Here is an 18,829-nt window from a genome sequence, read left to right on the forward strand (position 1 = left end):
GTTGCGCGGTCACTGTCCGACGTAGAGTTGCGGCAGGAAGGTTCGCCCATGACCGACTGTCGCCAGGACAGCAAGACTGCGGCCTTCCTTCTGGAGGCGCTACACAGGAAGCGAGCATTCGATCAGGATGCCGCGACGAAACTACTTCGCAAGGAACTGGTGTCGGACGACCTGGCGCGCGCGGCGCTGGTTTGCACGTATGAGCGTCGGCAGCATCATGAAGGCACGCGATGAGACTGCTGTGCTATCTCCGCCGGCGGCTCGACCATGACCTGCACTGACCACTACTCCATGATAGTTGCCGAGTTCGGATCCCCCTGGTCACCTTGCCGCTCTGTCCCCCGAAACGACATCCTGTTCCCGTGCATCGATACTAGAACCGGGTCGATCAAGACACGAATGATCGGCTCCGGACGCGCATCAGCTCCAGGTGCTTACAACGTCAACTCAATCCAGTTCGCCACCTTGCACATCGCGAGGTGGCTCCGTGGCCCAGAGTCTGCGTAGATATCTCGATCGAGCCGGCGCGCCCCGCGCTCCCACAGTGTTTTCACAGAACTGGCATTCAGACAGTACATCTCAACTTCCCGCCTTGTGAATTTGAATTTTTTGCAAAATTTAACGCGACTGCGAACCGCACGGAACCTTTCAGCACGGCGTCCATCTAACCCATGACAGCGATTTCCGAGAGATGTCTTCTCAGCGCACTGCTTTTACCAATTCTGGCGTGACGTGCGAAACTGCAAGCTTCCGGCCGCATTAGGGGAAGTTGGCGGAGTAATGCAGGGAAATTTCATCCCTGGACGCATTAGTTTTTTGCTTCATTCGCAGAAAGGTTCGACTGTCTGCGCTTTGCGCAGAGGCCAGAATTCTGTGCTTTGCGAGCCTATCAAAGCGCGCCTTCCAGTTGGGGTTTCAATGAGCGCAAAAATTCTCGCAGGGGGAATCAATGTGCTGCAGTTCGTCCCATCGAGTGACGCTAAGTCAAAAAATTCCGATGAGCTTCATCATGATGTAGCGCAGTTTTCAGCAGCCTTGAATTCTTCGATCCACCGTCTTAAAAGTCAACTTAAGCAGCCGCCGATGCACAATTCATGGAACTGTGACTACGACGAGGATCGCCCGCAAAAAAGCCAATGCGACAATGATGATGAAGGCCCTGGGGGCGGATGGGACTGGGGTCCTGATGGTTACGATGGAGGAGGTTTCGGAACATATAAATGCACAACAGGGCCAATTTCGGTGTGCACAATTACCGAGACGTTGCCACATCCAAGCCCATATCCGGAAGATGGTGGCTTACCGTCGATGGGTCCAAGTACTCCGACGATTTGCGGTATCACCGGCTTTTTTTGCGCTGCTCCGGGGCAACCCCTTCTGCCTCCGGCAGAAACCGTGGAGGAGCGAAAACAACGGTGTGATCGGAAAGGTGACCGAGATATGGACGAGTGCAAAGCGTATTCGCGAGCAATGGACTACCGCTCGTTCAAAGCGTGCAAAGATAGAGCAGCGCAATACTATGCGGATTGCCATCGCGCTGCGGAGCTGCCATAAAGATGACTAAAAATTCTAGGCAAGCTGCCCTACAGTTTGCCTTTTTTAAGGAAAAAAAATGAGACTTCCTCGCATCGAGATTTACATCAACGACAAATCTGGCATTTCAGTTGCTCACGTGAAGGTCGATGGTGAGACTTTGATTTTCGATTTCTCGCTTGATCAACTGCTAGTAGAAGGTGAAGGCAACGCCGCGCTGACTCTGGGAGAATCGGCGCTAACAGTCCTGAAACTCTGGCATCCGAATATTCTCAAAGACGTTGCGGCGCCCGCCCCTATTTCACGCGCAGAGATCAAAGAATCGTTATCGCAGGAATTGATTGGACTCTCGATATCAGAGCGCACCGACAAGTATATCGACACAATCGACAATTTATTAAGCGAATCCAGCATCGAGCTCGGCGCTGATTTCCTTGTAAATTCTTGGCCCGTCATACGTAAGCGAATCATCGAGCTCAAGGTTAGCGGCAGTGACAGCAAAATATGACGATATGCGAGGCCAAGAATACCAGTTGATCAAAGCACTAAGTTTATGAGAATATTAAGCGAATTTTATAGATAATTCGAGATCCCTTACAGCCTCTAAGGTCCATTTGCATAGCCTGCTATGCTGTGGATAACATGCGTTTTGGGCCTTTTGCGAATGGAAACAGGCGCTGGGCGCGAATCGGCCATTATACAAAATGCGACGCTTGCCATAGGAAGCTTGGGCGAAAAACGGGGGACGGATGGCACAGTCTGTATGGACCAGGCTGGTAGCGCAGGATGGCGCGCTGCGGCCTTTCGCAGTGCAGGATTGCTCATCCGTGCCGTGCGGCGGCCAGCGGCAGCTCAGCCGATGGCGCCCTGTCTGAACCAGGCCGCGATGACGGTAGGTTATCCCCTGTGTCGATCTAGTATTGATGGATATCGATCTCAATAAGCTTGCCCGTCCCATCATAATAGAGATCGAGATAATCCACATCCGCTCCAAGACCGCTGCAATAACCGAGCGGGTATTGCTCTTTGTTCCCGTGACCCTCAGGCGCCTTGCCGAGAAGCTCAACCACGCGTTCGCGCCGCATGTCCACGTTGATGACGTGATTGACGATGTCGTCCGCCATCCCGCCGCGCAGGCAATTCTCCAGTTCGTAACTGGTCATCGGCGCTTTCCATCGGGCCGGATCGAACTTGTCTCCATTAAACGGCGACAATATCGCGCCCAGCACTTTGAAAATTCCGATGAGCAGAATCATCCATAACGCTGGAATGATGATTTTTCTTGCCCTACTTGAAATGACCATTCATTGACCGATCTGGTGTTGTCTAAAACATGGGATTCTGGCGTTTGCGGCGGCCGCTGCCCACGAACTTGGGCGTGAAATGACGGTCAAAAACACATCCGACGAATTAACAGGCAACGCAGAGGAGAATGAGTCATGCCGTCATTACTTGTGTTCTTGCTGTCATCCCTTGCCATCGCCATGTCGTTGCCGGCGATGGCTTCCGGCACTGTCAATCTTGACGAACCTGGCGCAATGGCGCAGCTTGAACGGGACAATCCTGCGCACGCTCGTTCCATTGGGCGGATTTTGCAGGCAGCGCCAAAGTTTACCCCGGGCCACCTCGCGCAATGGAGGAGAACCAGCTTCAATGCAGACATCCAATCGACGCAGCTGCTCAAGACCAGCGACCCGCCCCAAGCCAGGCTGTGGTTCAAGCTCGGCGATACGCATTACAAGGCGACCGTGACGCTCAATGCGGTGGGCGCCCTGCGCGTCCCGGCGGGCTGAGACGCCCCTGGCTGGTTCACAACGTCAAGCCGGCGCCCGCTTGATGCCGAAGTCGCTCGCCTTGATTTTTGCCATACGCCCATCCGGATGGTGCCAGACGATGCCTTCGATAACATGCGCGCTCAGGTACTCGCGCAGAGCCGCGAAGCTGCGCGGGCAGTCCGGCAACTCGTCCTTGCCGTGCGGAACGAGGATATGCTCCGTCAGGCGTTCCGGATTGGCGCCGTGGCGGGTGCCGATTTTCGGGCCGCAGACTTCATACGTGCCGTCCGGCACCGCCCCGCCGCCGAACAGTTCGCGCATGCCCCATGCAATGCCCTCGTCGATGCGCGCCGAATCCGGCCCCACCGCAGGCACCCAGCCCGGCCAATGCCCGGTGGCCTCGTCCGCCGCCGGCTGCGCCGGCATGAAGTCGGCCGGTGGCGTGCGCCCGGCCTTGGCGTCGTAGCGCTTGTAGACAAGTCCAGCGGACACCATGACCGCCATGCCATCCCATTTGCGCGTCGCCATGCCTTCGCCGGCGGCGACCCATGCGGCGGCCGGGACGATCTCGTCGCGCACCTGGCGGTCGCCATCGTAGTTACGTTGGAACAGAGAGACGATTTTCTTCATATGGTCCTTTTATGGCGCGATCATCGGCTCGCGCCTGCCCTGGTTATGGATCGGGTAGCCGTATTCATACATATACAGACCCGAAGTATGCGCAAGAAACGCATTAAATTTACCGTATTATGTTGTATGGATAGCAGGATTGCCACATTTATCATTCGCCCGGCTATAATTTCGCGCAGCAATAGCCAATTACTCGTCAGGCTATCGCACAAAACCTAATCAGGATAGTTTATGCGAATGATATTGAGCAGCGCGCTTGTCGCACTGGCCGCCGGCGTGTCCATGCCAGCTGTTGCGGTGCAAAACGGACCCGGCGTGTACGTCGGTTTTCAGGCCGGCCAGGCGTCGTCGTCGAATGACCGGATCGAACGCGATGACTTGTCGTTCAGCCCGCGCGCCGGCTACCAGTTCAACAAGCAGCTCGGCGTCGAAATATTTAGCACGTCGCTCAGCTTTATCGAAGTTGGATATAGTTTCAACCGCAACGAACCGGCCCACCCGGAAGAACACTACGGGATCGCGGTCACGGGCGCCATTCCCTTGGGCGAGCGTTTCAACCTGACCGGCCGCGCCGGTATCGGCCGCACCAAAATGCATGCTGTCGGGTTCGGCAAGGACGATTATAAGGAAACCGATCCGAGCATCGGCGGGGGCATGCGTTACGATTTTAACCAGCACTGGGCGATCACGGCCGAAGCGATGCGTTTTACCAAAACCAAGGTCACGGTCATCTCGACCGGCTTTCGCTATCAGTTCTGACCCGGTCAATCCAAAGGAGCGCACGATGAACGCAGCACAGGAAGAGATGATCGCTTTGGAAGAACAACTGCGGGTCGCCATGCTCGGCGCCGACGTCGATGCGCTCGACCGCCTGATTGCCCCGGACTTGCTGTTTACCACGCACATGGGCCAGGTCATCGGCAAGCAGCAAGACCTCGACATGCACCGCTCCGGACTGCTGAAATTCCGCGCGATCGAGGCGGGCGAACGCCTGGTGGCGGCGCACGGGCCGGTGGGCGTCGTCTCGGCCCGCATGAAGCTGGTCGGCAGTTTCGGCGAGTCGCCGTTCAACCTGGACCTGCGTTGCACGCGCACCTGGCGCCAGGGCGATGACGGCCGCTGGCAAATCCTGGCCGGCCACATGAGCATCGCCTGATCGGCGAGGCACCTCAGGCGTCCGCGGCAAAGCGGCGCCACACCGCCTCCATCGGGCCTTGCGTGTGGCGCCGCATCCACCAGCGGCTGAACCCTGCCTGCACCACCATCAGCAGCAGGCACACGCCTACCAGTCCGGCGTGCGACAGCCGCGCGCCGAGGCCCAGACCCGTCCCTTGCAGCAGGAATCCGAACAGCACCGACTGCGCCAGGTAATTGGTCAGCGCCATGCGCCCGACCGGCGCCAGCGACCGCGCCAGGGCCGCCATCAGCCATTGCGGCGCGCGCATGACCAGGGCCACGTAGCCGGCTGCCATCAGGGGTCCGGCGACTTCGACAAAAAACGAGACGAATGCCGCCATCGGCCCGCCCGCGTGCGGATCGAGCGCGTCGCGCAGCGCGGCCCAGCCCCACCACAGGTTGAGCGGCAGCCCCACCCACAGGGCGGCCAGCAGCACCCTGCCCCACAAGGCGCGATGGCGCTCGGGCCGCGTGAGCCAGCCCATGCGCACGCTGAGTACGCCCATCAGGAACAGCAGCGCCACCTTGGGCAGGAAGAACAGCGAATTGGCCAGGTTGCCCCAATAGTCGGACAGCCGCTCGCGCGCGATTTCGCCCAGCGTCCCCTCGCTGTAGAGCGCGTGCGTGCGCGCGATTTCGTCCACGCCCCAGGCGACCGCTTCGGGCGGCATGGTCATCAGCTGGTAGGTCAGGTAGGCCATGAACACCAGCACCGCCACATTGAGCGCGGCCACGCGGTGCAGCGCAGCGACGATGCCCGAGAGCCTGCGGCCCGCATGCGTCAGCAGCCAGAAGCCGCAGATCGCGTACACGGTCAGGATATCGCCGAACCACAGCAGGGAGCCATGCAGCACGCCGCATCCGAGCAGCCAGGTGACGCGGCGCCGATAGGTGGTCTTGATGCGATCGAGCCGCGGGCCCGGAAAATGCCGCCCTCCCGTTTGCAGCGCGAAGCCGGCGCCGAACAGGAATGCAAAAACCGGATAGAACTTCTGCTCCGCGAACGCGGCCACCATGAACACCACCAGCTGGTCGAGCAGCGGCGCCTGGGCGCCGATGACGCCGTAGCGCGAGAAGTTGTTCCCGATCGCGAAGCCCCACACGTTCACCAGCATGATGCCGAAGACGGCGATCCCGCGCAGCGTATCGATGCGCAGCGAGCGCGTGGCCTTCATTGACGCATCCAGTCGCGCAGTTCGTAGTACCAGTAGGTCATCTGGGCGGCAGCCAGGCCCGCAGGTCCGCCCGCCGATGGCAGGCCCCACGCGGCAAAGCGCGCCAGCGGGGCGCCGTCACCGGCAATGGCGGCGGCCAGCACGTCGCCGGCCAGAGTGGTCGGCGCCACGCCGTGGCCGCCGAAGCCCATGCCGTACCACAGGCCATCGGGCAGGCGTCCGATCTGCGGCATCTGGTGGCGCGCGTAGCTCATCATGCCGCTCCACGCATGCGCCACGCGCACGCCGGCCAGTTGCGGGTAGACCTTGAGCATGTCCCGGTGCAGCAGGCGCGCCACATCTGCGCCGCTGCGCTCGCGCACCGCGATGCGGCCGCCCCACAGCAGGCGCGTATCCGGCAGCGGGCGGTAGTAGTCGAACGCGAAACGGGTGTCGTAGACGGCTGCGCCGGTGCGGATCGCCGTGTGCAGGCGCTCACCCAAGGGTTCGGTCACCATCACGTAGGTGGCGATCGGCAGCGCCGCGCGCGACAGCGCCGGCACCAGTTGCTCGATGTAGCCGCCGCAGCACACCACCACGTCGCGCGCGCGCACCTTGCCGGCGGCGGTGGTCACGATCCAGCCCTCGCCGTCGGCGGCGATGCTGGTGGCCGCGCTGTGTTCATGCACGCGCACGCCGCCCTGCGCCAGCACGCGGGCCAGCCCCTGGGCATACTTAAGGGGATGAAAATGAAAGGCGGCCGGCTCGAACAGGCCGCCGAAATAGCGTTTCGACGCGAGTTTGCCGGCCAGCTGCGCGCTTGAGACGCGCTGCCATTCGACGCCCATGGCGTCCATCATGAAGCGCTGCTGGTCGTCGAGCAGGCGCGCATCGTCGAACCAGTTGGCAAGATACACCCCTTCGTGGCGGGCGTCGCAGTCGATGCCGTATTGGTCGATGCGGCGGCGGATGCGTTCGACCGCATCGAGCGTCATGCGGTACAGGCTGCGCGCGGCATCGACGCCGATGGCAGCCGCCATGCTGCGCTCACCGCGCGAAAAGCCGCCGAAAACAAAACCGCCGTTGCGTCCCGAGGCCCCGTGGCCGACGCGCCGGGCGTCGAGCAGGACGATGTCGCGCACGCCGCGCTCCATCAGGCCAAGCGCCGTGGCCAGGCCGGCAAAGCCGGCGCCGACGATGCAAACGGCCGCGTCGAGCGGTCCGGCCAGCGGCGCATACGTGTCGCCCGGCGAGGTGGCCCGATAGTAGTCGTGCGCCGCCCGGGCCTCAGGCATGCGCGATGGTCGGATAGCCGCTCATGGTCAGCGTGAAGCCGGCGCAGTCGGAGACCAGCTGCGCCTGCGCGCCGAAGGGAATCGTCACGCGCTGCGCCATGTGCCCGAACTGCAGGCCCGTAAGCACGGGAATCGGCAGATTGGCGCGCAGGTAGGCCAGCATGGCGGCAAAATCGTAGCCATTGTCGGCCGGCGTGAGGCGGTAGCCCGAAAAGTCGCCCAGGACCAGGGCCTTCTGGCGCGCCAGCACGCCCGACTGCAGCAGTTGCAGCAGCATGCGTTCGACCCGGTAGGGGTGCTCGTTGATGTCTTCCACAAAAACGATGCCGTCGTCGATGTGCGCGAACCACTCGGTGCCCATGAGCGAAATGAGCATGGCCAGGTTGCCGCCCCAGATCGTGCCATCGACCTCCAGATCGGGATTATCGGGCGCGCAGGCGCGGATGACATGGCGCGGGCCTTGCAGGCAGCGCCAGAAATCGTGCTGCGTGAAGGCCACCGGTTCGGCGGCGCCGAAGTCGCTGTAGAGCATCGGCCCGGCATAGCTTTGCGCGCCGGTCTGCGCCATCAGGCCCATATGGAAGGCGGTAAAGTCGCTGTAGCCGACAAAGATCTTGCCGCTGTCAGCCATGCGCGCGAAATCGATGCGCGGCAGCAGGCGCGTGAGGCCGTACTGGCCGCGCAGCGCCATCACCACCTGTATCTGCGGGTCGCTGGCGGCGGCGTTGAGCTGGGCCAGGCGCGCGTCGTCGGTGCCGCCGAAGCGCTGGAACACCTTGTCGGCCTCGAAGTAGTTGTGCACCGTGTGGCCCTGCGCGACGAGGGAGCCGATGCCGCGTTCGATGGCGGCGTTGTCGCTGCCAAAGCCGCTTGGCGCAACGATGGCGATGCCGATGGGGGGTATGTTCACTGTTTTTCGAAAAGCCGCGCTGTGGAGTCGGGGCTTATCTTACCGTGCGCGTGCTCATCGATCAAGGCGAGCAGGCGCTCGATCAGCTGCGGCGGCAGGTCGTGGCCCATGCCTTCGATGACTTCGAGGCGCGCGCCGGGCACCAGGCGCGCCGTGTCTTCGCCGCAGGCCGGCGGCACCAGCGGATCGGCCGCGCCGTGAATGACCAGCGTGCGCGCGCGGATCGATTTGAGCAGTTCGCTGCGGTCGCCCGTGGCCACGATGGCGATCAGCTGGCGCGCCAGCCCGCCCGGCGACAGGTTGCGCTTGATCGAGCGCGCGATGCGTTCGCGCAGCAGGCGTTCGGGAGTGGGATAGGCGGGGCTGCCGATGACGCGCATGGTGTGCACCATGTGGTTGATCAGGCTCTCCAGATCGCGCAGCTTGCGCGGTGGGCGCATCAGCAGCGCGCGCGCTTCCTTGCTCGGGCCGCTCTGGCCGCGCCGTCCGCTGTCGGACATGATGGAGGTCAGGCTCCGGACGCGGTCGGGATGCCGCGCCGCCAGGATCTGCGCGATCATGCCGCCCATGGAGGCGCCCACTACATGGGCGCGCGCGATGCCGAGGGTATTGAGCAGGCCGAGCGCGTCGGCGGCCATGTCGGACAAGGTGTAGCTGCTGCGCTGCGGCCAGCGCAGCAGGCGCTTGAGCCAGGCCAGCGGCAGGCTGGGCGTACCGGCGTGGTCGAATTTGGTGGACAGGCCGCTGTCGCGGTTGTCAAAGCGGATGACGTAGAAACCGAGGTCGACCAGGCCTTCGACGAAGTCGTCGGGCCAGGCGGTCAGTTGCATGCCCAGGCCCATGATCAGCAGCAGCGGCGTGTCCTTGGGGTCGCCTGCTGTTTCGTAGGCGATCCGGATCCCGTTGGCGGTCAGAATAGGCATGCTCAGGCTGGAGACGAGTAATTGGTTAAGTCGCGCGATACGCGCCATGCATGCGCAACAACAAGACCGCATGCACTGACCCGATTGAGCATACCATTTTTGCGGGACGACAGGCATACCGTGCGTGCGGGCATGCCGGGGGCCGTCGTTCGCGCCCAGGGCTGACTGCCGCACATTGAACCTGGGTTCCCGCCTGCGCGGGAAAGATGGCTTTCCGGCCATTCGTGCTGCCTGCTACCGGTTGGCGAGGCGCTATTGCGGCGCTGTGTCCTGGGCGCTGGCCGCCTGCGCCGCCAGCCGCGCCGCTTGCGCCGCCCGGCGCCGCTCGGCAAAAAATGCACGCAGCATGCTGCTCGCTTCATCGGCCATGACGCCGCCGACCAGTTCCGTGTGATGATTCAACTGTTCCTGCTCGAACAGATTGAGCACCGAGCCGCAGGCGCCGGTCTTGGGATCGGGCGCGCCGAACACCACGCGCGCCAGGCGCGCATGCATCATGGCGCCGGAACACATCACGCACGGCTCCAGGGTCACATACAGCTCGCATCCGGGTAGCCGATAGTTGCCCAGCTTGTCGGCGGCGGCGCGCAAGGCCACGATTTCGGCGTGCGCGGTCGGATCGTGGCGACCGATCGGCTGGTTAAAGCCGGTGGCGATCACCTCGCCATCCTTGACCACCACGGCGCCCACCGGCACTTCACCCAGGCTCCATGCATGTTGCGCCTGTTCCAGCGCCAGTTGCATGAAGGCTGGATCAGGCATCGGTAATCTCTGCCCAGCAATTCGGGGTTTCGTGCAGCACCAGCTTGTGCAGGTGCAAACCGGTGCCGAAGTGGTCGGTATAGGCCGCCTTGAGGATGTCGAAGGCGATCTGCGCCAGGTTTTCGACGGTTGGAATGCGGTCGATCACCACTGTCTTGTGGCCCGGCAGCGACGCCAGGAACTCGCGCACCTTGTCGTCTTTTTCGTAGACCAGGAAGGCGTGGTCCCAGACATCGACCAGATGTTCCTTGGCCAGCGCCTTGATATCGGAAAAATCCATGATCATGCCATTGTCGGAGTTGCCCTCGGCCTGGATGACCTTGCCCGTGAGCGTGATTTCGAGCGTGTAGCGGTGTCCGTGCAGGTTGCGGCACTGGCTTTTGTGGTCGGGAATGCGGTGCCCTGCATCAAATTCGAGCTTGCGTGTAATGGTGAGCATGAAGTGCTTTAAGGTATCTGTAAAAGTTTATGGGTTTGCAAGCTCAGCTTCCACTTGGGATTGCGCTTGCAGGTCTCGATGGCGAGACGGGTGTTGTGTTCGCCCAGCGGGCCGTCCATCGGCTGCACGAAGAAATTCTCGAAATCGAGCTTTTCATAGGCGCCCAGGTCCTGGTGGGTCTGGGGAATGACCACTTTGAGCTCATTGCCCTTTTCCACCACCAGCTTGGACCCCATCTTGGGGCTGACGCAGATCCAGTCGACCCCGGGCGGCACCGCCAAGGTGCCGTTGGTTTCGATGGCGATCTCGAAGCCGACGCCATGCATCGCGTCGATCAGCGCGGCGTCGAGCTGCAACAGCGGCTCGCCGCCGGTGAAGACCACGTACTTGCTTTGCGGGTAGGAAGCCGGCCACAGGCTGTCGATCAGCGCGGCCAGGGCCGCGCCATTGGCAAACTTGCCACCACGTTCGCCATCGGTGCCGACAAAATCGGTGTCGCAGAAGGTGCAGGTGGCGCTGGCGCGGTCGCTTTCGCGTCCGGTCCACAGGTTGCAACCCGAGAAACGGCAAAACACGGCGGGACGGCCCGCATGCGCGCCCTCTCCCTGCAGGGTGTAGAAAATCTCTTTAATGCTGTAAGTCACTTGATTGTCCTAATCGTCAACCCTCCATTATAGCAAGGTCGCGTGGGGCACCTGGAAATCACTAAAAATGATGCCGATACTACAGATAAATTCCCGAATGAAATAGAGTTGATCCGTGACAATATCGTTAGTGATGACGGGGAGTAACTTGATCAAGGTCAGCTTGCACTTGCCAGCTTGTCTTATCGGCTTGTCTTATCAGTTTACTCGGAAGGACCTCATGCAAATTACGCCCACCGCCCTCCTCGCCCTGTTCTGGATGCTGTTCATCGGCTGGGGATTTTATGCCTTGCTGCAACGCCATCTGCGCCTGGACGACCAGCTGGTCGACACCGAAGCGCAGCTGGCCGTCGAACGCCACGCGCGCGCCGTGGCCGAACTGGCGCTTGCCAACACCCATTTGTCGCTGTGCCAGGCCACCAAGCAGCAGGAAACCGTGCGCGAAAGCGAACGCCAGCGCATCGCGCGCGACATTCACGACGACCTTGGGCAGAATCTGCTGGCGCTCAAGATCGACCTGCAGTTGATGCACGTGAGCACCACCGGCGCCCATCCGCTGATCACGAAAAAAATCGACGGCATGATCGGCAATCTCGACAACACCATCAAATCCTTGCGCGCCATTATTTACGATCTGCGCCCGATCGTGCTGGAAGCGGGCTTCCAGAGCGCGATGGAGTGGCAACTGAGCGAATTTACCCGCATGCACGGCATCCGCCATGCCTTCACCGCCGACCCCGACGCGCTGCATGCGCCCGAGGACGCCGAACGCGACGCAATGCTGTACCGCATCGCGCAGGAAGCGCTGTCGAACGTGGCGCGCCATGCCCATGCCACCGAGGTCGACATCAAGCTGCAACGCTTCGGCAACATGCTGACCCTGCGCGTGCAGGACAACGGGGTCGGCATGGTGGAAATTGGCAACGGGCGCGGCTGCGGCCTGCCCGGCATGCGCGAGCGGGTGCGCGCCATCGGCGGCTGCTTCGCCATCGACAGCCTGCCCGGCAGCGGCGTGGTGCTGTCGGTGTCCATCCCCTTGACGGTTGCGTTTGCCGCACACTGAAGACCGATCACGCTCACCCTTGTGCTTTATCAATAGAAGCGCCGTGCCCCACGGGCAAAATTAAGTCTTGTCGGCAGTCAATATTTTGCCTTCAAGATATTGTCAGGAACTATTTCACAGGGGCGGCACATGATGAGCACGATGACAGTCCAGGGCGCAAGCGCGCAGGCCGCACCGGAACAGGGCCACGCGTTTGCCTACAAGCTCATGGAGATGCTGGCCGTTCCCGCATTTGTGCTGGATAAGGAGCGGCGGGTGATCATCTGGAACCGGGCCTGCGAGCGCCTGACCGGCGTGGCGGCGGAGGAAGTGCTGGGTACGCGCGACCACTGGCAGAGTTTTTACCAGGAAGCGCGGCCGACCCTGGCCGACCTGGTGGTGCAGGATCGCGGCGACGAGCTCGATTCGCTGTATCCGCAGGTGGCCAAGAGCTGCCATGTGGCCGGCCAGCTCGGGGCGGAAAGCTGGTGCGACATGCCGCGTTTCGGGCAGCGGCGCTACCTGGCCGTCGATGCCATCCCCATCCTTGGCGAGCACGGCAGGCTGGAAGCGGTGGTGCAGACCCTGCGCGACATCACCGACGAAAAGGCGGCCCAGGTCGCGCTGGAACAACTGGCCACGCTCGACGGCCTGACCGGGCTGGCCAACCGGCGCTGTTTCGACAACACCCTGGGCGCCGAGTGGTCGCGCGCGCTGCGCCAGCAGCAGCCGCTGTCCTTGCTGATGGTCGATGTCGACAATTTCAAGGCGTACAACGATGCCAACGGGCATCTGGGCGGTGACGAATGCCTGAAGCGCATCGCCATTGCCGTATCGAGCGAAATGCGGGCCAACGACCTGGTGGCGCGCTATGGCGGCGAGGAATTCGCGGTGATCTTGCCGAACCAGTCGCTCAAGGGCGCGGCCATCGTGGCCGAGCGCATCCGGTGCCGGGTCGAGCGGCTCAAGGTGCCGAACGGACGCGGCGACAATGAGCATGTCACGGTGAGCATCGGCGCGGCCACTGCGATTGCCTCGTCCGACACCAGCGCCTGCCAGCTGGTGGCGACGGCGGACGCGGCCCTGTACCGCGCCAAGCACATGGGCCGCAACCGCATCAGCCTGCCGGCGACCGAGGCCGACATCATCGCCAGCGCGCGTCCGGACAGCCATTCCGCCATCAACGCCGGCTGAGTTCGTGTCCACTGCGGTGCCTACCGCCGTGCCTACCGCCGTGCCTACCGCCGTGCCTGTCACCGCAGTGGACATGTCAAAGCAGGTGTATGCACAAATTTCCGCTGTTCTTTCTGGTCCGATTCTTTTATCCTGCGGCTACTATTTTTAGCCTCAGGAGACAATGTGTCGAAACTCATCCCGATCAGCCTGCTTGCCCTGCCCGCGTTCGCCATGAACGCGCTGGCGGCCGCACCAGCGGCGCCAGCCGGCAAAGCCGATGTGCTTCCGTTTAAAGCCACCGAAAAAACCCTGGCCAACGGCCTGAAAATCATCGTCGTCCCGACCGGTTTTCCGAACCTGGTGTCCGTGCAGATTCCCGTGCAGACCGGTTCGCGCAACGAGATCGAACCCGGCAAATCGGGCTTTGCGCACTTTTTCGAGCACATGATGTTTCGCGGCACCAAAGCCTATCCGCCTGAAAAATACCAGGACGTGATCACCAAGTCGGGCGCGCGCCAGAATGCCTACACCAGCGACGACCTGACCAATTACCACACCACCTTCGCCAAGGAAGACCTGGAAACCATCCTCAAGGTCGAGGCCGACCGTTTCCAGAGCCTGTCGTATGGCGAAGATGCGTTCAAGACCGAATCGCGCGCCGTGCTGGGCGAGTACAACAAGAACAGCGCCAATCCGATGTCCAAGCTGTTCGAAGTGCAGCGCGACGCCGCCTATACCACGCATACGTACAAGCACACCACCATGGGTTTCATCAAGGACATCGAGGACATGCCAAACCAGTATGCCTACTCGAAAGTGTTTTTCGACCGCTGGTATCGCCCGGAACGCACCACCTTGATCATCGCCGGCGACGTCGAGCCGCAAAAAGCCATCGCCCTGGTCGAGAAATACTGGAGCAAATGGCAGAAAGGCAGTTACAAGAGCGAGGTACCGGTGGAGCCGGCCGCGCGCGGGGCGCTCTACAAGCACGTACCATGGCCGACCCAGACGCTGCCGTTCGTCACCGTGGGTTTTCGCGCACCGGCGTTTTCCGCCACCGCCAAGGATCACGCCGCCCTGTCGATGCTGCTCTCGCTCTCGTTCGGCCGCACCTCGCCGCTCTACAAGCGGCTGGTGCAGGATGAACAGAGGGTCGACCAGTTCAGCGACTACACCCCTGGCCGGGTCGACCCGAGCCTGGCGACCATCATCGCGCGCGTGAAAAAGATGGAAGACACCGTCTATGTGCGCGACCAGATCATGCAAACCATCGCGCATCTGCGCACCGTGCAGGTGACCGAGCAGGCACTGGCGGACGCCAAGTCGGCCCAGAAATACGGCCTGATCCGCTCGCTCGACAATACCGAGCAGATCGCCGGCACCCTGGCGTCGTATGTGCACTACAACCGTTCCTACGGCACGCTCAACCAGTTCTACCGCGTCATGGACAGCCTGACCCCGGCCGACCTGCTGGCGGCTGCCCGTCAATACCTGGTCGATGACGGCATGATCGTCACCACCCTGTCGAACCAGCCCCTGCCGGAAACGATGGCCAGCTTGCCCAAGCTGACCACCCTGGCCGCGAACACCACCGTGATGCCGGCAGTGAACGCTGCGCCGCAAGCGACGCCAGCCCGGACCACGCCGGCGCCAGCGACCGGCGCCGAAGCCAAGGTCGAGGTACTGGTGCAAAAATCGGCCTTGCCGCAAATCCGCTTCAAGCTGTTGTTCGCGGCCGGTTCCGCGCACGATCCAAAAGGCAAGGAAGGCCTGGCGGCGCTGACCGCCATGATGGTGGCCTCGGCCGGATCGAGCGAGCGCAAGATCGACGAAGTGACCAAGGCCCTGTTCCCGCTGGCCGGCTCGTTCAGCGAGCAGACCGACAAGGAAATGACCACCTTCACCGGTTCGATCCACAAGGATAACTGGAGCAAGTACATGGCTGTGGCCATGCCGCAGCTGGTCGCGCCGGGCTTTCGCGAGGAAGATTTCCGCCGCCTCAAGGATTCCCTCAAAAACGCCCTGCTGGTGGACTTGAAGGACAATAACGAGGAAGAACTGGGCAAGGAACGCCTGCAAACCAATGTGTTTGCCGGCACGGCCTACGACCATCCTGTGCTCGGCACCGCCAGGGGCATCGACGCGATCACCCTGGACGACGTGAAGGATTTCTACAAGAAAGCCTACACCCAGGGCTCGGTGCGGGTTGGCATCTCGGGCGATGTATCGGATGAGATGACGGCCGCGCTCAAGCAGGCGCTGGCGAAGCTGCCGGCCGGCCCGGGCTTGCCCGTCACCACCGCGCCGCTGGCAAAGATGCCGAACGGCCTGGAAGTGGAGATCATCGAGAAAAACACGCGCGCAACCGCCCTCTCGTTCGGCTTGCCGATCGAGGTGCGCCGTGGCCATCCGGACTTCCCGGCACTGTGGCTGGCCAAGACCTTCCTCGGCGAACACCGCGCCTCGAATGCCTACCTGTACCAGCGCATCCGCGAACTGCGCGGCATGAACTATGGCGATTACACCTATATCGAAGCTTTCCCGCGCGGCATGTTCCAGTTCTTCCCGAACCCGAACGTCGGCCGCAAGGGCCAGTTGTTCGAAGTGTGGATTCGCCCGGTCGCGCCGGACAATGCCCATATGGCGCTGCGTATCGCGCTCACCGAGCTCGACAAGGTAATCCAGCAGGGACTGACCCAGGAACAGTTCGAGATCACGCGCGGCTACCTGATGAAAAACGTGTTCGTGATGACCGCCACGCAGGACCAGTACCTTGGTTACGCGCTCGACTCGCAGTGGTACGGCACGCCCGAGTTCACCAGGATGATGCGTGACGGCCTGGGCAAGCTGACCCTGGCCGACCTGAACGCCGCTATCAAAAAGCACCTGTCGACCAAGAACCTGTCGCTCGTGTTCATTACCAAGGATGCCGCCGGGCTGAAAGAAAAACTGGTGAGCGATGCAGTGTCGACGATCAAGTATGACGGCAACAAGCCGCAGAGCTTGCTCGATGAAGACAAGGTCATCGGCAGCATGAAGCTCAACATCAAGCCGGAGGCGGTCAGGATTACGCCAGCCAGCGCGGTGTTTGCCGAATAAAAGCAGTCACAGGGCGTATGCTGGCGCGGATCGTTAAGGAAGCACTGATCCATGCGTGTTTTCGGCGGTTTCGCCAGCTATTGCCGACATGACCATCGCGCAAAGTTGATCGCCTTTTTTCAGGCTGACAGCGGCCGATTTTCAAGAAGATTTACTGGGTCCCTGGCGCCTTGCGGCGCTCAGGGCACGCTTCGGGTTCGGTTGTCAGCGCCCGCATTTCATATCCACCGCCACTAGCGGCGATTCATTTCAACCTCGCTTGTCCGCTGCTGTCATGCTGCCAGATGCTGACCTGCCGCCACGCACCTGGCCGGCCTATCGCGCAGGTTTCATGTCGGGAAACCTTACACAAGACGCAACATCAATGATCGCAATCCCGGTTAAGGCGTTGATCTATATCGTTTGTTTTGAAGCGGCATGGAAATTGCTCAAGTGGTAAGCATTCCAACCACTTTCCGATACCCGCCATGATCAAGAAACTGTTCGTCCTCGCCGCCACGGTACTGTGCTCGTTCAACGCTTGGGCCGGTTACACGCAATATAACTTCGAAGCAACAAGCTGGGGGAACATCTTCGGGTACATCATTCAACACGATGACGGGTCGATCGCCATGTTTGATTTCAGGCTGGAAGATGACGACCCTGCCATAGCAACCCAGTTTTACCCCTTCACCAGCATGGGCTGTGTCTGCCTAACAAGTGCAAGCACCAATTTCACCAATACCAGCGTCGATCTTGGGCCGAGTAACTTCTCTATCCGCGATGACTACGACGGACACCGCAGGGCAGAGTTCAACATCAGCTTTATCGAGCACCCCTCCGGCATGTTCATCTACACCGCAACGAACTCGTTCACCCGTAGCGAGGATCCTGATGCGATCATTTATTCGGATACGTACACCGGAATCCTCGAGGGAACCAGCATCGATCCCGAACTGGCGGCCTATTTGGATGCCAACAATGGCTACCATCCCGGCGTTCCCCGCATCGTCCCGAACTATGTCGGACGCGCTAACAATGTACCCGAGCCAGCAAGCCTGGCCCTGTTTGCCATCGGCGCGCTCGGCCTGGCGGGTATGACTCGCCGCCGCAAAGCGGCGCCGTAACGCGCTATCGGCGTCAGCGATCACGCGGCGGCGCGCCTTTCCTACGTAGTCATGCGCTCCCAGCCATGCCTGATCGCGGCCTTCATCTTGTCCCAGGTCGAACCGGGATTGCGCGCCTCCCAATCGGTGCGCAGCCCGGGTTCGATTTGTTCCCACGGACGTCCCCGATACAGCTCGCTGCTGGCCAGGCTGCTGCCGTAGCGGTAGGCCGGCGCATAATCGTCGTAGCTGCCGCCCTCGCGCGAGAAATTGCTGGTCCAGTGGCCCCGGAAGTAGGCGTCGTCGTCCGGTGCAAGCTGCTCGATGTCGACTTCGGTATGGCGCAGCGTGTCGTTGATCTGCTCCTGGCGCTGCGTTACTTCCTTGCCGACAATGACCTCTTCGACCATCCGCGCGGATTTTTCGACGACCGCTTCTTCCGCCGTTTCGCGCAGCTCGATCGTGGTTTCCTGGAAGGCGGCAATGTCGGCCGGGTCAACCAGCCTGTCCACCACGCGCCGCTGCACATTGACACGCTCTTCGCGCAGGCCGATGCTTTCGCTCACCGGCGTTTCCACGATGCGCTGGTAAATCCGCACGCCGCCGCGCTGCACCTCGCGCTTGCCGACCTTGAGTTCTTCCTGGATCACGGGAATGGTGGTGTCGGCGGCGCGCTGCTGCGAATCGCCCATGGCCGATCCCTGCGCGCTGCCACCCATGCCGCCCTGCGCCGAGCCCAGGGTCGACTGCCGCGACACCGCCTGCGCGCGCATGGCGTCGCCGCCCTGCATGGCGCCCTGCCACTGGCCGGCATGCTCGTCGATATCCACCGGTCCATGCCGCTCGACGATGTCGGCGGCGCGCTCGACCTCGTGCTCGCTCGTGGTGGTTACGCTCAACACGTAGTGCCCGCGCTCCATCGCTTCGGAATACATGCGCGCATGCTCGCTGCGCTCACCGCCGAACAGGTCGGTGAAAAAATGCTTGATGCTCGATCCGAGCGATTCGTCGCCGCCTTCGACCGGGTTGCCGGATGCGTCCGGATCGCCATCGCTCAAACGCACGTCCTGGCGTGCGTAACCCGACCCGATCAGGTCGTCAAGCGCCTGCACGGCATCGCCGCGATTGTCAAATACCGCTACCAGCGTGTGTTCCATGATGAGTAACTCCATGTTATTGAACGTGC

The 18,829-nt window shown here is 61.7% G+C and carries 20 protein-coding genes; 10 read left to right on the forward strand and 10 right to left on the reverse strand.

What is annotated here, in order from left to right:
• Nucleotides 1-48 precede the first annotated feature (48 nt).
• From F1609_RS21290 to F1609_RS21300, 3 genes are all read left to right on the forward strand, one after another.
• The gene (locus tag F1609_RS21290) at nt 49-234 is read left to right on the forward strand and encodes a hypothetical protein (protein ID WP_167078665.1); all 186 of its coding nucleotides are present in this window, start codon (nt 49-51) and stop codon (nt 232-234) included.
• Nucleotides 235-918: 684 nt separating this feature from the next.
• Nucleotides 919-1,554 carry a hypothetical protein gene (locus F1609_RS21295; protein ID WP_167078666.1) on the forward strand — a complete coding sequence of 212 codons (636 nt, stop codon included), beginning with the start codon at nt 919-921 and terminating at the stop codon, nt 1,552-1,554.
• Between the two features lie 58 nt (nt 1,555-1,612).
• Nucleotides 1,613-2,041 carry a hypothetical protein gene (locus F1609_RS21300; RefSeq protein WP_167078667.1) on the forward strand — a complete coding sequence of 143 codons (429 nt, stop codon included), beginning with the start codon at nt 1,613-1,615 and terminating at the stop codon, nt 2,039-2,041.
• A 406-nt stretch (nt 2,042-2,447) separates the two neighbouring features.
• Here the strand turns inward: F1609_RS21300 and F1609_RS21305 are convergent, their stop codons facing one another.
• The gene (locus F1609_RS21305; protein WP_167078668.1) at nt 2,448-2,837 is read right to left on the reverse strand and encodes a hypothetical protein; all 390 of its coding nucleotides are present in this window, start codon (nt 2,835-2,837) and stop codon (nt 2,448-2,450) included.
• A gap of 135 nt (nt 2,838-2,972) precedes the next feature.
• Here F1609_RS21305 and F1609_RS21310 point away from each other — a divergent pair, with 135 nt between their 5' ends.
• On the forward strand, nt 2,973-3,326 hold the full coding sequence (locus tag F1609_RS21310; RefSeq protein ID WP_167078669.1) for a hypothetical protein: 354 nt from the start codon (nt 2,973-2,975) through the stop codon (nt 3,324-3,326).
• Nucleotides 3,327-3,350: 24 nt separating this feature from the next.
• Here the strand turns inward: F1609_RS21310 and F1609_RS21315 are convergent, their stop codons facing one another.
• The gene (locus F1609_RS21315; protein ID WP_167078670.1) at nt 3,351-3,938 is read right to left on the reverse strand and encodes a hypothetical protein; all 588 of its coding nucleotides are present in this window, start codon (nt 3,936-3,938) and stop codon (nt 3,351-3,353) included.
• 231 nt (nt 3,939-4,169) lie between these two features.
• Between F1609_RS21315 and F1609_RS21320 the strand changes: the two genes are divergently transcribed.
• Entirely contained in the window at nt 4,170-4,697 is a 528-nt protein-coding gene (locus F1609_RS21320; RefSeq protein WP_167078671.1) for a porin family protein, read from the forward strand.
• A 25-nt stretch (nt 4,698-4,722) separates the two neighbouring features.
• Nucleotides 4,723-5,094, forward strand: a complete 372-nt coding sequence (locus tag F1609_RS21325; RefSeq protein WP_167078672.1) for a nuclear transport factor 2 family protein — start codon at nt 4,723-4,725, stop codon at nt 5,092-5,094.
• A 13-nt stretch (nt 5,095-5,107) separates the two neighbouring features.
• Here the strand turns inward: F1609_RS21325 and F1609_RS21330 are convergent, their stop codons facing one another.
• The 7 genes from F1609_RS21330 to queE all read right to left on the reverse strand — a co-directional run bounded on the left by F1609_RS21330 (nt 5,108) and on the right by queE (nt 11,241).
• Entirely contained in the window at nt 5,108-6,289 is a 1,182-nt protein-coding gene (locus F1609_RS21330; RefSeq protein ID WP_167078673.1) for a DUF418 domain-containing protein, read from the reverse strand.
• Nucleotides 6,286-7,563: an NAD(P)/FAD-dependent oxidoreductase gene (locus tag F1609_RS21335; protein WP_167078674.1), complete on the reverse strand. Its 1,278-nt coding sequence runs from the start codon at nt 7,561-7,563 to the stop codon at nt 6,286-6,288. Before F1609_RS21335 ends, F1609_RS21330 begins: the two co-directional genes overlap by 4 nt.
• The gene (ldcA, locus tag F1609_RS21340) at nt 7,556-8,473 is read right to left on the reverse strand and encodes a muramoyltetrapeptide carboxypeptidase (RefSeq protein ID WP_167078675.1); all 918 of its coding nucleotides are present in this window, start codon (nt 8,471-8,473) and stop codon (nt 7,556-7,558) included. Before ldcA ends, F1609_RS21335 begins: the two co-directional genes overlap by 8 nt.
• Nucleotides 8,470-9,396, reverse strand: a complete 927-nt coding sequence (locus F1609_RS21345) for an alpha/beta fold hydrolase (protein ID WP_167078676.1) — start codon at nt 9,394-9,396, stop codon at nt 8,470-8,472. The genes ldcA and F1609_RS21345 overlap by 4 nt, the downstream gene beginning before the upstream one ends.
• 252 nt (nt 9,397-9,648) lie before the next feature.
• Entirely contained in the window at nt 9,649-10,158 is a 510-nt protein-coding gene (gene tadA, locus F1609_RS21350; protein ID WP_167078677.1) for a tRNA adenosine(34) deaminase TadA, read from the reverse strand.
• Nucleotides 10,151-10,597 (reverse strand): 6-carboxytetrahydropterin synthase QueD, encoded by a 447-nt coding sequence (gene queD / locus F1609_RS21355; protein WP_167078678.1) that lies wholly within the window; start codon nt 10,595-10,597, stop codon nt 10,151-10,153. Before queD ends, tadA begins: the two co-directional genes overlap by 8 nt.
• Nucleotides 10,598-10,605: 8 nt before the next feature.
• Complete coding sequence (gene queE / locus F1609_RS21360) at nt 10,606-11,241, reverse strand: 7-carboxy-7-deazaguanine synthase (protein WP_167078679.1); 636 nt, start codon at nt 11,239-11,241, stop codon at nt 10,606-10,608.
• A gap of 220 nt (nt 11,242-11,461) precedes the next feature.
• On the opposite strand from queE, the gene F1609_RS21365 reads away from it, so the two are divergent.
• The 4 genes from F1609_RS21365 (at nt 11,462) to F1609_RS21380 (ending at nt 17,664) form a co-directional block, all read left to right on the forward strand.
• A complete protein-coding gene (locus F1609_RS21365; RefSeq protein ID WP_167078680.1) occupies nt 11,462-12,304 on the forward strand; it encodes a sensor histidine kinase in 843 nt (280 codons plus the stop codon).
• A gap of 132 nt (nt 12,305-12,436) precedes the next feature.
• The gene (locus tag F1609_RS21370) at nt 12,437-13,477 is read left to right on the forward strand and encodes a sensor domain-containing diguanylate cyclase (RefSeq protein ID WP_229421994.1); all 1,041 of its coding nucleotides are present in this window, start codon (nt 12,437-12,439) and stop codon (nt 13,475-13,477) included.
• Between the two features lie 213 nt (nt 13,478-13,690).
• Nucleotides 13,691-16,558 (forward strand): M16 family metallopeptidase, encoded by a 2,868-nt coding sequence (locus F1609_RS21375; protein ID WP_167078784.1) that lies wholly within the window; start codon nt 13,691-13,693, stop codon nt 16,556-16,558.
• A gap of 467 nt (nt 16,559-17,025) precedes the next feature.
• A complete protein-coding gene (locus tag F1609_RS21380; protein ID WP_167078681.1) occupies nt 17,026-17,664 on the forward strand; it encodes a PEP-CTERM sorting domain-containing protein in 639 nt (212 codons plus the stop codon).
• 41 nt (nt 17,665-17,705) lie between these two features.
• On the opposite strand, the gene F1609_RS21385 is transcribed toward F1609_RS21380, so the two are convergent.
• Nucleotides 17,706-18,800 (reverse strand): DUF2382 domain-containing protein, encoded by a 1,095-nt coding sequence (locus tag F1609_RS21385; protein ID WP_167078682.1) that lies wholly within the window; start codon nt 18,798-18,800, stop codon nt 17,706-17,708.
• Nucleotides 18,801-18,829 lie beyond the last annotated feature (29 nt).

The sequence above is a fragment of the Massilia aquatica genome (assembly GCF_011682045.1).
Taxonomy (GTDB): Bacteria; Pseudomonadota; Gammaproteobacteria; order Burkholderiales; family Burkholderiaceae_D; genus Telluria_A; species Telluria_A aquatica.